The organism is Haloimpatiens massiliensis (genome assembly GCF_900184255.1).
GTDB classification, from domain to species: Bacteria; Bacillota; Clostridia; order Clostridiales; family Clostridiaceae; genus Haloimpatiens; species Haloimpatiens massiliensis.
This window is the reverse complement of the sequence record NZ_LT854636.1, coordinates 406,554-421,745: the sequence shown is the minus strand read 5'-3', so window position 1 is coordinate 421,745 and position 15,192 is coordinate 406,554. Positions and strand designations below refer to the sequence as shown.

The following is a 15,192-nucleotide window of genomic DNA, read 5'->3' as shown; positions in this document are numbered from 1 at the left end:
ACATGGAAAACTGGGTTAAAGCTAACAATAAAATAGATGATATTGTTTTAAGTAGCAGAATAAGATTAGCTAGAAATTTAGAAGGAATTCCATTTCCGGATAAACTAGAAGAAGCAGATGGCAAAGATGTAGTAAATAAAATAGAAGATAATTTTTATAGCATATATGGTGAAAAAGAATATAAAACTATATATTTGTGGAATGGTGACAGAGTAGCTAACAGTGTATATCTAGAAAAACATTTAATAAGTCCTAAACTTTTAAACAATGAGAATAAAGGAGCTTTTATAGTATCTAATGATGAAACAGTAAGTATTATGATGAATGAAGAAGATCATTTAAGGATACAATGTATAACTGGAGGATTGAATCTTAAAGAAACCTATGAAACGGCTAATATGTTAGATAATAAATTAGAAGAAAATATGGAATTTGCTTTTGATGAAAAATTGGGGTATTTAACAGCATGCCCTACAAATTTAGGAACTGGTTTAAGGGCTTCTGTTATGATACATTTACCTGCATTAGTTATGAAAAATGAAATTGAACAAGTATTTACAGCTATTTCTCACTTAGGTATGACTATAAGGGGATTGTATGGAGAAGGATCTAAATCAGAGGGGAACTTGTTTCAAGTGTCTAATCAAATAACACTAGGTGTAAGTGAACAAGAAATAATGACCAACTTAATTGCCGTGGTAAAACAAATAATAAACCAAGAGAATTTAGCTAGAGAAAAGTTATTAAAAAAGTATAATTATGAAATTCAGGATAAAATATATAGAGCTTTAGGAATACTACGCTCGGCGGTAATTCTAGAAAATAGTGAATGTTTAAAACTTTTATCATTTGTGAGAATGGGAGTAGAAACTGGAATAATAAAGGATATAGGAAAAAATACTCTTAATGATTTATTAATATCATTGCAGCCAGCTAGTTTACAAAAGAATTTTCAAGGAAGTTTATCTAGAAAAGAGAGGGATATACAGAGAGCGATTTTAGTAAGATCTAAGTTATAGTGTTAAGGAGTGATAAATATGATGTTTGGTAGATTTTCGGAACGTTCCCAAAGAGTTTTTATGTATGCACAAGAAGAAGCAAAAAATTTTAGGCACGGATATGTAGGGACAGAACATATACTTTTGGGTATATTAAGAGAAGAAGGTGTTGCTAGAAAGTGCCTTAATGATCAAGGTGTTACAGTTGAAAATGTCAGGACCTTAGTTAATAGATACGAAGGACAAGGAGATATGGATTTTGTTCAAAATGAAATTCCATTAACTCCAAGAACCAAGAGACTTTTAGAAATAAGTTTAATGGAAGCTAGAAATTTAAATCATAATTATATAAGTCCAGAACATATGCTCATTGCATTAATAAAAGAAGGAGAAGGAGTAGCATTTACCATACTTGTAAATTTGAATGTAGACTTTAATAGACTTATAAAGGAAATAGTTCAGAAATTATCTGGGGAACAGGTATCTCAAAATAATAATACATCTCAAAATGCAGGTGAGAGTACACCTACTTTAGATCAGTATGGAATAGACTTAACAAATATGGCTAGAGAAGGTGAATTAGATCCGGTAATAGGAAGAGATAAGGAAACAGAAAGAGTTCTGGAAATTTTATGTAGAAGGACTAAGAATAATCCATGTTTAATTGGAGATCCAGGAGTTGGTAAAACTGCTATAGCAGAGGGGTTAGCTCAAAGGATTGTTCAAGGTAATATACCTGAAATTTTAAAAGATAAAAGAGTGGTTACCTTAGATTTATCATCTCTCATAGCTGGTTCTAAGTATAGAGGTGAATTTGAAGAAAGATTAAAAAATGTAATGATTGATATAAAAAATTCAAAAAATGTTATATTATTTATAGATGAGATTCATACCATAATAGGAGCAGGAGGAGCGGAAGGTGCTATAGATGCATCAAATATACTTAAGCCTGCTCTAGCAAGAGGAGAAATTCAGTGTATAGGAGCTACAACTATAGATGAATACAGAAAGCATATAGAAAAAGATGCAGCTCTTGAAAGAAGATTTCAGCCAGTAATGGTAGGAGAGCCTACTAAGGAAGAAACTATACTAATATTAAGAGGATTACGAGATAAATATGAAGCACATCACAGGGTAAAAATAACAGATGATGCTATAGAAGCTGCTGTAAAGCTATCAGATAGGTATATTACAGATAGATATTTACCAGATAAAGCTATAGATTTAGTTGATGAGGCAGGAGCAAAAGTTAGAATACAAAATCTAACTGCACCACCGGATTTAAAGACTATGGAAGAAAAGCTTGAAAAAATATGCAAGGAAAAATCAGATGCAATAAATGTTCAAAATTTTGAAAAGGCAGCAAACTTAAGGGATGAGGAGAAAAATTTAAGAGATGAATTAGAAAATTTAAAAAGAAATTGGAAAACTAAGAGCGAAGTTGGTGAAGGAATAGTTTCTTCAAAACAAATTGCCGCAGTGGTAGCTAAATGGACTAATGTACCAGTAGAAAAACTTACAGAAACAGAATCAGATAGGCTACTTAAATTGGAGGACATACTTCATAAGAGGGTTATTGGTCAAGAGGAAGCAGTAAAGTCTGTAGCTAGAGCTGTAAGAAGAGCAAGAGTTGGACTTAAAGATCCGAAAAGACCAATAGGTTCATTTATATTTTTAGGTCCTACAGGAGTGGGAAAAACAGAACTATCTAAGGCATTAGCAGAGGCTATGTTTGGAGATGAAAGAAATATTATAAGGATAGATATGTCTGAGTACATGGAAAAGCATGCAGTGTCTAGACTTATAGGATCTCCTCCAGGATATGTAGGATACGAAGAGGGAGGACAGCTAACAGATAAAGTTAGAAGACATCCATATTCAGTGGTGTTGTTTGATGAAATAGAAAAAGCACATCCGGATGTGTTTAATATAATGCTTCAAATATTGGAGGATGGAAGGCTTACAGATGGTAAAGGAAAAACTGTAAACTTTAGAAATACTATAATTATAATGACATCAAATGCAGGAGCATCTACTATTAAAAGACAGAAGTCTTTGGGATTTAGTGTTTTAGAAGATGAAAGAGAAACAGAGTACGAAAATATGAAAGAAAACATTATGCAAGAATTAAAAAGGACTTTTAGACCAGAATTCCTAAATAGAATAGATGACATAATTGTATTCCATCAACTTGAAGAGATACATTTAAGAAAAATAGTTGGATTGATGCTTACTGAAGTTTCTAAGAGACTTAATGAACAAAATATAAAAATATGTTTTGATGAAAATGCCGAAAATATACTTGCTAAAAAGGGATTTGATTCTACTTATGGGGCTAGACCTCTAAGACGAGAGATAACTAAAGTAGTAGAAGATAAGTTATCAGAAGAAATGTTGAAAGGAAATATTTTAAAGGGTGATAGCGTGCAGGTTATTGAAAATCAAGGGGAACTAGTATTTATGAAAAAATAAAATATACAAAAAGGAGCTGTAGCACTAAGAATAAATCCTACAATATATTGTGTTAACTTTAAACTTGCAAAACAATATATTGCATGTGAATTCCTTAATGCAACAGCCCCTTTTTTATGAAGGTTTTGTGAATTAATGATGAATTAATAAAGAAATTTATATATTAATAATATAATTAATGATATTATTAATTATAGGCATAAGCAAATTTTTAGTTTAAAATGAAGTTTTTACTGTAAATGGAGTTTAGAAATTGTTATAGAGAAATTTATATATAATTATATACTATTTTTTTATAAAACCGTAATAGTGTGTCAGGTAGTCAAAAAAGATAAAAAATAAAATTTCAGATTATAATAAAACGTGGAAATTATACAAAATAGTAATAAAATATAAAAAACTATGTTTAATATGTTAAAAACATGTAAATAATAACAGATATAGTTTATATTAAATTAATAATTAAATTGTAGAAATTGTAAAGCATTAGGTATATAATATATATTTAGATAGCTATGTAGCCACGTTTTTTAATGTGGCTTTTTTATTATAATATGTTTTTTGTTATAAAAAACAGTAAAGTTTTTAACAAAATAGTATTCTTAAAGCTAGGAGGTGTATAAATTGGCGAAGTTAAAAAACTATTTCCAATGTGAAAAATGTGGATATGAAAGTGCAAAGTGGTTAGGAAGATGTCCTGATTGCGGAGCATGGAATAGTTTTGTAGAGGAAGTAAAGGACACTTCTAGAGCTGCTAAGCTAACTACTAAAGCTAATTCAAGTACACCTAAAAGTATAACCAGTATAAAATCTAGTGAATATGAAAGATATGATACAGGTATAAGAGAGCTGAATAGAGTATTAGGAGGAGGATTGGTTAAAGGATCTTTAGTACTTATTTCGGGAGATCCAGGTATAGGTAAATCAACTCTTTTACTTCAAACAGCTAGTAATATTGGAGAAAAGTACGGAAAGGTGCTATATGTATCTGGAGAGGAATCCGAAGAGCAAATAAAGATGAGGGGTGATAGACTAAAAACTACTTCCCCCAATTTATATGTGGTATCAGAAACAGACATAGAATCAATTAAGGTACACATAGAAGATATAGAACCCTCATTTGTTATAATAGATTCCATTCAAACTCTTTATAATACTGAAATTAGTTCTGCGCCAGGTAGTGTTTCACAAGTAAGAGCATGTTCTAATGAACTTATGAGGACTGCCAAAGGCAAAAATATACCTTTTTTTATAGTAGCTCATGTAACTAAACAAGGGGAATTAGCAGGCCCTAGAGTGCTGGAGCATATGGTAGACACGGTTTTATATTTTGAAGGAGAGAGAACTCAAGAATTTAGAATATTACGTACCATGAAAAATCGTTTTGGAACTACTAGTGAAATAGGAGTTTTTGAAATGAGAGATGTGGGTCTAAAGGAAATATATAATCCGTCCGAAGTATTTCTTGAAGAGACAAATTTTAATCAAGAAGGTTCAGCGGTTATAGGGATAATGGAAGGTACTAGGCCTCTTTTAGTGGAAATTCAAGCGCTTGTCAGTGAAACTAAGGCTCCAATGCCTAGAAGAACTGCTGTAGGAATTGAAAATTCCCGGTTAAGTTTAATCCTTGCAGTGTTAGAAAAAAAACTTAGAATACCTTTCTATAAATATGATGTATACATTAATGTAGTTGGAGGACTGAATATTGATGGAACTTTTGGTGATTTAGGGTTAGCTTTAGCCTTAGTGTCAAGTGCCACAGGAAGACCTTTTAAACTAGATAGAATGATAGTAGTAGGAGAAGTGGGACTTACTTCAGAAGTTAGGCCAATTTCACATTGTGAGAAGCTTGTAAATGAAGGTGGCAAGATGGGATTTAAAAATGTTGTTATACCTTACAGAAATTTGGAAAAGATAAGAAATGAAGAAATAAATATAATAGGAGTATCTTCTCTAAAAGAAGCTATAACTAAAGTTTTTTAGATAAGGGTGAGTAAAGTGAGACTTAAAAAAGATAAAGAATTAATGGAAATTTTAAAAATAATGGCTCCAGGAACGCAACTCAGAGAAGGTTTAGAAAACATATTAAGAGCGAAGACTGGGGGACTTGTAGTATTAAGTGACAAAGAAGAGGTATTACAGTTAGTAGATGGTGGATTTAATATTAATTCAGAATATAGTCCTTCATATATATATGAATTAGCTAAAATGGATGGGGCAATAATAGTAAGTAGTGATCTTAAGAGAATATTGGTAGCTAATGCACAACTTATACCTGAATCCTCTACACCTACTTTTGAAACTGGAACTAGGCATAGAACGGCACATAGAATAGCAAGGCAAACAGGAGCTATAGTAGTGGCTATTTCTCAAAGAAGAAACGTAATAACCATATATAAGGATACTATAAAGTATGTACTTAGGGACAGTAGTGCTATACTTGCTAGAGCTAATCAGGCTCTTCAGACTTTGGAAAAATACGTATCTGTATTAGATAGAGTAGTAAGCAATTTAAATTTACTTGAATTTCAAGATTTAGCTACTTTGTTTGATGTTATAACTGCTATCCAAAGAACTGAAATGGTAATGAGAATTGTTAGTGAAATAGAGATGTATATATGTGAACTAGGGAATGAAGGAAGACTTATATCTATGCAACTTAGTGAACTTATAAAAAATATTGAGGAAGATGGAATACTTCTTATAAGAGATTATTGTGAAAGCGATATGGATTATAATGAAATATATAAGCAAATTCAAGACATGTCTTCAGAAGAATTAATAGATTTAGATGGTATTTCAAAATTATTAGGATATACTGGAGTGCCACTAGTAGATACATTGATATCACCTAGGGGGTATAGGATGTTAAACAAGATTCCTAGACTTCCAGTAAATGTAATAGAAAACTTAGTTAATAATTTTAAAGAGTTAAAATCTGTTATAGAAGCAAGTTATGAACAATTAGATAATGTAGAGGGTATAGGTGAGGCTAGGGCTAAAGCTATAAAAAATGGCCTTAGGAGATTGAGAGAACAGTTTATGCTTGATAAGCAATTATAGCACAAAATTAAATTTGTGCTATAACATGTAATTATTTAAGAGAATATTTACCTAGAGTATTTATTCGATTGTATTCCTTTAGCAATACATCATAAAGGTTTAAATCCAGTACATCACAAAGTGATGCAATGTAAAATAGATTATTTCCAATTTCTTTTTCTATCACATCTCTGCAGTTTTCACACATTTTACCTTTTAAATGTGTTTCTAGCAGAGATTGAAGATCATTAATATTTTCATAAGAGTCGGGGATTTTTTGCTTTTCTACATTTATTTTTATGCAACCACAAGTAGTGGCAGATTTAGCAATTGCTCTATTTATCCTAGACTGTGACTCTTGAAGTTTGGTCATTATATCTAAAATACTTTTATGCCTTAGAAGGGACTCAGATACGGAATTTTGGAAATCATCGAATATAACATCTTTCATGAAACTCAGCTCCTTACAAAAAATTCAAAATCCATTATTAATGTAATTATAGTTTTATTCACACAATTTTGTCAATAATACTATAGAAGGATTTTGTATCATAATAGATTATTTTATTATTAAGTATATTTATATAATAGAATAAAAACGCTAAAAAATATAGGGGGATTTGTAGAATAAAAATGTTAAAATGTACATTGAAATAAAAAGTTAATTAATATATATTATTTATATAAAAATATAAAAAACAAAAGGTGTTTAATTTCTTATATTCTAGGAGGTGAACAAGTGTTAAAAAAGATATTAAGAATTTTATTTACAATTATTGGACTTGTATTGGGATTTATTTTGGGTAAGGGGTTACTTAAAACGGATTATATAGGTAAAGTGGAGTATTTTAAAACTAATCCAGTATTATCTATAGTGTTTGTTGTTTTTTGTGTTTTGTTATTTGGATTCATTATGTTTTTAATTTCTCCTATAATTAACTCTGCTATTATGAAAGTAATGGAGTACGTTGAAAGCAATTTTCAAAGAGTGCCGGCTAATGATATTTTGTTTGGAACTGTAGGAGCTATTCTTGGGCTTATAATAGCGGTACTTATAACTTCAACTTTTTCTAATTTTGGAGCATTAGGTACTATATTAAGTATACTTATAGCTGTTATAATGGCTGCTTTAGGAGTTAATATTTCTATAAGGAAAAAGGAAGAGATAACTAATTTTTTCTCTAACTTTAAAAAAGTAAATGCAGGTAAGGATAAAAAGTCTAAGACTTCACATAAGGTTACTCCAAAAGTTTTAGATACATCTGTTATTATTGATGGACGTATATTAGACATATGTCAAACGGGATTTATAGAGGGAACATTAGTTATACCAACATTTGTTTTAGAAGAATTAAGACATATAGCTGATTCCTCTGATTCTTTAAAAAGAAATAGGGGTAGAAGAGGCTTAGATATACTAAATAAGATACAAAAAGAACTAAAGATTGATGTTCAAATATATGAAAAAGATTTTCCGGATATAGCAGAGGTAGATAGTAAATTATTAAAATTGGCTCAAGTATTAGAAGGAAAGGTAATAACTAACGACTACAATCTAAATAAGGTAGCACAATTTCAAGGGGTGGATGTATTAAATATAAATGAACTAGCTAATGCAGTTAAACCTATGGTATTACCAGGAGAAGAAATGTTGATACCAATAGTTAAGGATGGAAAAGAGTCAGGTCAAGGTATTGGATATCTAGACGATGGTACTATGATAGTAGTTGAAGGTGGAAGAAAATACATGGGTGAAACAAAGTATGTAACAGTTACATCTGTTCTACAGACAGCTGCTGGAAGAATGATATTTGCTAAGCCTAAAGATTAATGGTTTAGGTATTATGAAAGGAATTTGATATGAGCAAGAACTGTGCAATTATTTTAGCTGCAGGTAAGGGTGTAAGAATGAAGGCTGACATAAACAAACAATATATAGAATTAGGTGATAAGCCAGTCATTTATTATACATTAAAAGTCTTTGAACACAGTGATATTATTGATGATATAATCATTGTTGCAGCTAAGGATGAAATAGAGTATTGTAGAAAAGAAGTAGTTGAAAAATATAAGATAGGGAAAGTTTCTAAAATAGTAGAAGGTGGAAAAGAAAGGCAAGACTCGGTAATTAATGGATTAGAAGAAGTAGAGGAATGTGGCATAGTGCTGATACATGATGGTGCAAGACCTTTTGTTAATAAGAGAATTGTGGAAGATGGTATAAAATATGCTGAAAAATATGGAGCGGCAGCTTGTGGAGTTACCCCTAAAGATACTATAAAAATAAAGTGTCAGAATGGATTTTCTAAGGAAACTTTAAAGAGAGATGAATTGTTTTGTGTTCAAACACCACAAACTTTTCAATACGAATTAATATTGAATTGCCATAGAAAATTAAAGAAAGATGATATAAGGGTTACTGATGATACTATGGTAGTAGAGAGATATGGACATAAAGTGTATCTTTACCAAGGTGATTATAATAATATAAAGATAACTACTCCAGAGGATTTAATAATATGCAAGGGATTATTAGATTAACTATTGACATAAGCAAAAACTATAAGTATATTAATAAGTAAAATAAAATATTAAGCTATGATGAAGACTAGTAGAAACGCACATACAGAGAGAGAATCCTGGGCTGAAAGATTTTCAAATGTTTTGAACCTACTTTGGAGCTGTAGATAAAAACTACCGGTGTGAGCCGTTATTTAATTAAGTATAAATTTAGGTGGTACCGCGAAAAACTCGCCCTAATAATAGGGTGAGTTTTTATTTTTATATAAAATTATAAATTTAACACATTATATAGAAGATGAATAAGGAGGAAAAAATTATGAAAATGTCAAATATGCTTATAAATACTTTAAGAGAAGTGCCAAAGGAAGCAGAACTTCCAAGTCATCAACTAATGCTAAGAGCTGGAATGATGAAAAAAATGGCATCAGGCATATATAATTTTATGCCATTAGGACTTAGAGTGTTAAAGAAAATAGAGAATATAGTAAGAGAAGAAATGGATAATGCAGGGGCGCAAGAATTTTTAGCATCAGCTATTATTCCAGCAGAACTTTGGAAGGAATCAGGTAGATGGGAAGTTTTTGGCCCAGAAATGTTTAAACTTAAAGATAGAAATGAAAGAGAATTTTGTTTAGGACCTACTCATGAAGAAGTGTTTACAGATATAGCTAGAAATGAAATAAATACATATAAGCAGCTTCCATTAAACCTATATCAAATTCAGACTAAATATAGGGATGAAAGAAGACCAAGATTTGGAGTTATGCGTTCTAGAGAATTTGTGATGAAGGATGCTTATAGCTTTGATAAAAATTATGAAGAGTTAGATGTGGCATATAATAAAATGCATAAGGCATATGAAAATATATTTAATAGATGTGGACTTGAATACAGCTGCGTAGAAGCGGATTCAGGAGCTATGGGTGGAGCAGGTTCAGCAGAATTTATGGTTAAGTCAGAGTTTGGAGAAGATGAAATAGTATTTTGTTCTTGTTGCGATTATGCAGCTAATATGGAAAAAGCACCTTCTACTGCAGAAATAAGTGATAAAGAGGATATGAAGGATTTAAATAAAATAGCTACACCAGATGTTAAAACTATTGATGATTTAGTTAGTTTCTTTAAAACTACTCCTAAAAAATTTGCTAAAACTATAATATATGAAGCTGACGGAAGAGTAGTAGCAGTTATGGTAAGAGGCGATAGAGAAGTAAATGAAGTTAAGGTTAAAAATGCTATAGGTGGAGCTGTGAACTTTGATATGGCTAGTGAAACAATTGTAAGAAAGGCTACCAATGCTGAAGTTGGATTTGCTGGACCTATAGATTTAAGAGCCGATGTGCTTTTAGTGGATGAAGAAGTCAAGAATATGTATAATTTTATAGTTGGTGGAAATGAAACAGGATACCATTATGAGAATGTAAATTACGATAGAGACTTTAAAGGAAAAGTTGGAGACTTCAGAAATGTTATAGAGGGAGACAAATGTCCAAAATGTGGGGCGGCACTTACTATAGCAAGAGGTATAGAAGTTGGACACATATTTAAATTAGGAACAAAATACTCAGAATCTATGGGAGCTACATTTATTGATGAAGATGGAGAAGCTAAGCCATTGGTTATGGGATGCTATGGTATAGGAATAAACAGGACTATGGCTGCTGTAATTGAACAAAATAATGATGAAAATGGTATAATATGGCCTTTGAGTGTGGCGCCATATAGTGTAGTTGTTATACCAGCAGTTCATAAAGATGAAGAGCAAATGAGAATTGCAGAGGATATATATAATAAATTAAAATCAGAGGGTATAGAGGTTATATTAGACGACAGAAAAGAGCGAGCTGGAGTTAAGTTTAAGGACGCAGATTTAATAGGAATTCCAGTTAGAATAACTGTAGGAAAGAAAATAAAAGATGGAGAAGTGGAATTTAAGTTAAGAAAAAATGCTGATCTTGAGGTTATAAAAATTGAAGAGGTTCTATGCAAAGTAAAAGAAACAGTAAAAAAGTAAATTCTAAAATAATGTCTTTTTAGTATAATTATATATTAGAAAAACAAGCGTATATACTATATAATTAAGTTATGTGGTATATACGTATTTGCTAAAAAAGGAGGGCATTAGTATGAAAATTTTTAATTCCATGACTAGAAAAAAGGAAGAATTTATACCAGTAAAACCTGGAGAGGTAAGGATGTATGTTTGTGGTCCTACGGTATACGACTTTTTTCATATAGGAAATGCTAGAACTTTTGTTATATTTGATACTATAAGAAGATATTTAGAATATAGAGGATATAAAGTGAAATTTGTACAAAACTTTACAGACATAGATGATAAAATGATAAGAAGAGCCAATGAAGAAAATGTAACAGTAAAGATGCTAGGAGATAAATTTATAGAGGAATATTATAAAGATGCAGATGGATTAAACATAGAAAGAGCTACTGTTAATCCTAGAGCCACTGAGTATATGGAGCAAATAGTGGATTTTGTTAAAGAATTAATGGATAAAGGATATGCTTATGAAGTGAATGGAGATGTTTATTTCCATACTAAAAAGTTTGATGAATATGGAAAGCTTTCAGGACAAAACTTAGATGATTTACAAGCTGGAGCTAGAATAAATGTAGATGAGAGAAAAAAAGATCCTATGGATTTTGCTATATGGAAAAGTCAAAAGCCAGGAGAACCTGCTTGGGAAAGTCCTTGGGGTATGGGAAGACCTGGGTGGCATATAGAGTGTTCTTGCATGTCGTATGATTTATTGGGAGAAACTATAGATATACACGGTGGCGGAATGGATTTAATATTCCCTCATCATGAGAATGAAATAGCCCAAAGCGAAGCAAGAACAGGAAAAAAATTTGTTAAGTATTGGATGCATGCTGCTTATTTGAATATAGATAATAAAAAGATGTCTAAATCTCTAAAAAACTTTTTTACCACTAGGGATATATTGAAGCAATATGATGTTGATGTAATAAGATTTTTTATGCTATCAGCTCATTATAGAAATCAGCTTAATTTTAGTAAAGAGCTATTGGATTCAGCAAAATCTTCCGTTGAAAGAATATATAATACTGTAAGTAACTTAGAAAGTTTATTAGAAGAAGTTAAAGTTGAAAATATTTTATCTGAGGAAAAGAAATTTGAAGATACATTAAAGGAACTTAAAAATAGATATATTGAAAAAATGGACGATGATTTTAACACAGCCGATGGAATAACGGTAATATTTGATTTAGTTAAAGAAATTAATTTAAATGTTAACGTAAATTCATCAAAGGAATTGGTGAAAAAATCTTTGGATTTAATAAGAGAATTAGGGTCACCTTTAGGGATATTCCAAAAGAGCACAAAAACTAAATTGGAAAATGAGATTGAAAAACTTATAGAAGATAGACAGAAGGCTAGAAAAGAAAAAAATTGGGCGTTAGCAGATGAAATAAGAGATAATTTAAGCAAAAGAGGAATTATTTTAGAAGACACTCCACAGGGAGTGAGATGGCATTTGAAATAAAGAAGTCAATAGATAAGACATAAATTGTAAACAATAAATATTAAGCAGATGTAAATTGCTTATAAGAAAATAAATAGTCATATTGTAAATGGCGACTTAGGAGATAAAAATGGAATTTGATATATTGAACAATAAATTGAATGAAAATGACATTAGAGCGTTAAATCCATTAGTTTTGGCATTTATAGGAGATGCAGTATATGAAGTGTTTGTAAGAACTCATTTAATTGAAGAAAATAAAGATATGTCTGCACATAAGCTTCATGTGAAAACTGTATCTTTTGTAAAGGCTAATGCTCAGAGCCAGATAATGAAACAAATAATGGATAGCGTTACAGAAGAAGAAATGGCTATTTTTAAAAGAGGAAGAAACTCAAAATCAGCTACAGTTCCTAAAAATGCAAATGTGCAGGACTATAGAATGGCTACTGGATTTGAAGCATTAATAGGTTATTTGTACCTTATGGAGAGAAAAAACAGATTGAATGAAATAATGAGTTTTATATTTAAGCATTCAAATTAATTTAAAAGATACATTAAATAATGTGTAAAGGAGAATTTTATATGGCTTTAAAGGTTAAATTAATAGAGTATACTCCTAATCCTGAAGGGGTAATAGCTTCTGCGGCAAAACTTTGTTATAGCCCAGTGGGTATAGATGAAATACAGGAAAACTTAACAAAAGAAAACACAGAGAAATTTTTAAATATATTGGTTTCTTATGGACATTATTCTCCTATAGAACATGTTTCTTTTACTTTTGCAGCAGAAGGAGTTTCTAGAAGCTTAACTCATCAATTGGTGAGACATAGAATTGCATCCTTTTCTCAGCAAAGCCAAAGATATGTGAGATTAGAACAATTTGAGTATATTATACCGGAAGCAATAGAAAAGGATTCAGAAGCGCGAAAGGTTTTTATAGAAACCATGGAGCAATGCCAAAAGTCTTATGATATCCTTGCAGATAGATTAAAAGATAAATATATAAAACAAGGTATAAAACCTTTAGCTGCAGAAAAAAAAGCAATAGAAGATGCTAGATATGTATTTCCTAATGCATGTGAAACTAAAATAGTTTTTACTATGAATGCTAGGAGTCTTATGAATTTCTTTAATCATAGATGTTGTAACAGAGCACAATGGGAAATAAGAGCTTTAGCTAATGAGATGTTAAAGCAGGTAAAAGAAGTTGCACCGGTACTATTTAAATATGCCGGACCAAGTTGTTTGAAAAGTACTTGCCCAGAAGGAAAGATGACTTGCGGAGAATTTGAAAAAATGAGAGAAAAGTATTTATCAAATAATGAATCAATGTAAAGTTATACAAATGTAAAAATTTGAAGGAGTGTATATATGGAAAGTGGAAATAATGCACCTATAAGAGAGGATTTGATTGAGGGAAGAAATCCTGTGATGGAAGCCATAAAGAGCAGAAGGACTATAGAATATATAATGGTTTCAAAGGGAGAAAAAACAGGAAGTATAAGAGAACTTATAAGGGTTGCAAGAGATAAAAGGATAGTAATAAAAGAAGTGGATAAGAAAAAATTAGATAGTATAAGTCAAACAGGAGCTCATCAGGGGGTTATCGCAGTAATTACTCCGTATAAATATTGTGATTTAAAAGATATATTAGACTACGCAAAAGAAAAAGGGGAAAAACCTTTTATAATTATTTTGGATGAAATAGAAGACCCTCATAATTTTGGTTCAATTATAAGAACGGCAGAGGTTTGTGGAGTACATGGAATAATAATACCTAAAAGAAGAAATGTGGGGGTAACTCCAACAGTATATAAGTCTTCAGCAGGTGCTATTGAACACGTTAAAATTGCTAAAGTAACTAATGTGAATAATGCAATTGATGAACTTAAAGAACATGGAGTTTGGGTTTATGGAGCTGATATGTCAGGAAAGGATTATTGTTTTAATGTAGACTTCTCCGGTGCAGTGGCATTGGTTATAGGAAGTGAAGGACATGGAGTTTCAAAGCTTACTAGAAAGAAATGTGATATATTAGTAAAAATACCTATGACAGGACAAATAAATTCATTAAATGCATCAGTGGCTGGTGGAATAATAATGTATGAAATATTGAAACAAAGGATAAAATGAGGTACGTTTATATAGATGGCTATAATGTAATAAATAGCTGGCCAGAGCTGAGAAAAATTAAAGACCATAGTTTAGAAGGAGCAAGAAATCAACTAATAGATACCATACAAGAATACGCTGTTTATAGGGGACATAAGGTTTTTATAGTTTTTGATGCTCATATGGTATTAGGTAGTATTGAAAAGAGAGAAAAAATAGGTGATGTCATGGTTGTTTTTACTAAAGAGGGAGAGACAGCAGATAGCTTTATTGAAAAAAGTGTAAATAATATAGGAAGAAAAAAAGACGTTTTAGTAGTTACTTCTGATTCACTAGAACAACAATTAGCATTTCAAAGAGGTGCTACAAGAATGTCGTCTATAGAATTTAGGTGTGAAATAAATAATATAAGAAGTAAAATTAATCTAAGAACTCAAAAAGATTATTCTAGAAACAGAACTTGGTTAGAAGATGTAGTTGACAAGGAAACATTGGAAAAACTTGAAAAAATCCGCAGAAATAATTGAAATTACTTGACT

Annotated in this window: 13 protein-coding genes; 12 read left to right on the top strand and 1 reads right to left on the bottom strand. The window is 30.9% G+C overall.

The features are described from left to right. The first annotated feature begins 2 nt into the window (after nt 1-2). From C1715_RS03070 to disA, 4 genes are all read left to right on the top strand, one after another. On the top strand, nt 3-1,019 hold the full coding sequence (locus tag C1715_RS03070; RefSeq protein ID WP_102399194.1) for a protein arginine kinase: 1,017 nt from the start codon (nt 3-5) through the stop codon (nt 1,017-1,019). 18 nt (nt 1,020-1,037) lie between these two features. Further along, entirely contained in the window at nt 1,038-3,470 is a 2,433-nt protein-coding gene (locus C1715_RS03065) for an ATP-dependent Clp protease ATP-binding subunit (RefSeq protein ID WP_102399193.1), read from the top strand. A 624-nt stretch (nt 3,471-4,094) separates the two neighbouring features. Then, complete coding sequence (gene radA, locus C1715_RS03060) at nt 4,095-5,453, top strand: DNA repair protein RadA (protein WP_102399192.1); 1,359 nt, start codon at nt 4,095-4,097, stop codon at nt 5,451-5,453. Between the two features lie 15 nt (nt 5,454-5,468). Further along, nucleotides 5,469-6,533, top strand: coding sequence for a DNA integrity scanning diadenylate cyclase DisA (disA, locus tag C1715_RS03055; RefSeq protein ID WP_102399191.1), 1,065 nt, complete (start codon nt 5,469-5,471; stop codon nt 6,531-6,533). Nucleotides 6,534-6,564: 31 nt separating this feature from the next. On the opposite strand, the gene C1715_RS03050 is transcribed toward disA, so the two are convergent. Next, nucleotides 6,565-6,963: a nucleoside triphosphate pyrophosphohydrolase family protein gene (locus C1715_RS03050; protein WP_102399190.1), complete on the bottom strand. Its 399-nt coding sequence runs from the start codon at nt 6,961-6,963 to the stop codon at nt 6,565-6,567. 288 nt (nt 6,964-7,251) lie between these two features. Between C1715_RS03050 and C1715_RS03045 the strand changes: the two genes are divergently transcribed. The 8 genes from C1715_RS03045 (at nt 7,252) to C1715_RS03010 (ending at nt 15,180) form a co-directional block, all read left to right on the top strand. Next, nucleotides 7,252-8,343, top strand: coding sequence for a PIN/TRAM domain-containing protein (locus C1715_RS03045; protein ID WP_102399189.1), 1,092 nt, complete (start codon nt 7,252-7,254; stop codon nt 8,341-8,343). A gap of 29 nt (nt 8,344-8,372) precedes the next feature. Beyond that, nucleotides 8,373-9,053 carry a 2-C-methyl-D-erythritol 4-phosphate cytidylyltransferase gene (gene ispD / locus C1715_RS03040; protein WP_102399188.1) on the top strand — a complete coding sequence of 227 codons (681 nt, stop codon included), beginning with the start codon at nt 8,373-8,375 and terminating at the stop codon, nt 9,051-9,053. A 298-nt stretch (nt 9,054-9,351) separates the two neighbouring features. Next, a complete protein-coding gene (locus C1715_RS03035) occupies nt 9,352-11,049 on the top strand; it encodes a proline--tRNA ligase (RefSeq protein ID WP_102399187.1) in 1,698 nt (565 codons plus the stop codon). A gap of 112 nt (nt 11,050-11,161) precedes the next feature. Beyond that, complete coding sequence (cysS, locus tag C1715_RS03030) at nt 11,162-12,559, top strand: cysteine--tRNA ligase (RefSeq protein WP_102399186.1); 1,398 nt, start codon at nt 11,162-11,164, stop codon at nt 12,557-12,559. Nucleotides 12,560-12,668: 109 nt separating this feature from the next. Continuing rightward, complete coding sequence (locus C1715_RS03025; protein ID WP_102399185.1) at nt 12,669-13,082, top strand: Mini-ribonuclease 3; 414 nt, start codon at nt 12,669-12,671, stop codon at nt 13,080-13,082. A 41-nt stretch (nt 13,083-13,123) separates the two neighbouring features. After that, nucleotides 13,124-13,876 (top strand): FAD-dependent thymidylate synthase, encoded by a 753-nt coding sequence (gene thyX / locus C1715_RS03020; protein ID WP_102399184.1) that lies wholly within the window; start codon nt 13,124-13,126, stop codon nt 13,874-13,876. A 36-nt stretch (nt 13,877-13,912) separates the two neighbouring features. Then, nucleotides 13,913-14,674 carry a 23S rRNA (guanosine(2251)-2'-O)-methyltransferase RlmB gene (gene rlmB, locus C1715_RS03015; protein WP_102399183.1) on the top strand — a complete coding sequence of 254 codons (762 nt, stop codon included), beginning with the start codon at nt 13,913-13,915 and terminating at the stop codon, nt 14,672-14,674. Further along, nucleotides 14,671-15,180, top strand: a complete 510-nt coding sequence (locus C1715_RS03010) for an NYN domain-containing protein (RefSeq protein WP_102399182.1) — start codon at nt 14,671-14,673, stop codon at nt 15,178-15,180. The genes rlmB and C1715_RS03010 overlap by 4 nt, the downstream gene beginning before the upstream one ends. Nucleotides 15,181-15,192: the final 12 nt, after the last annotated feature.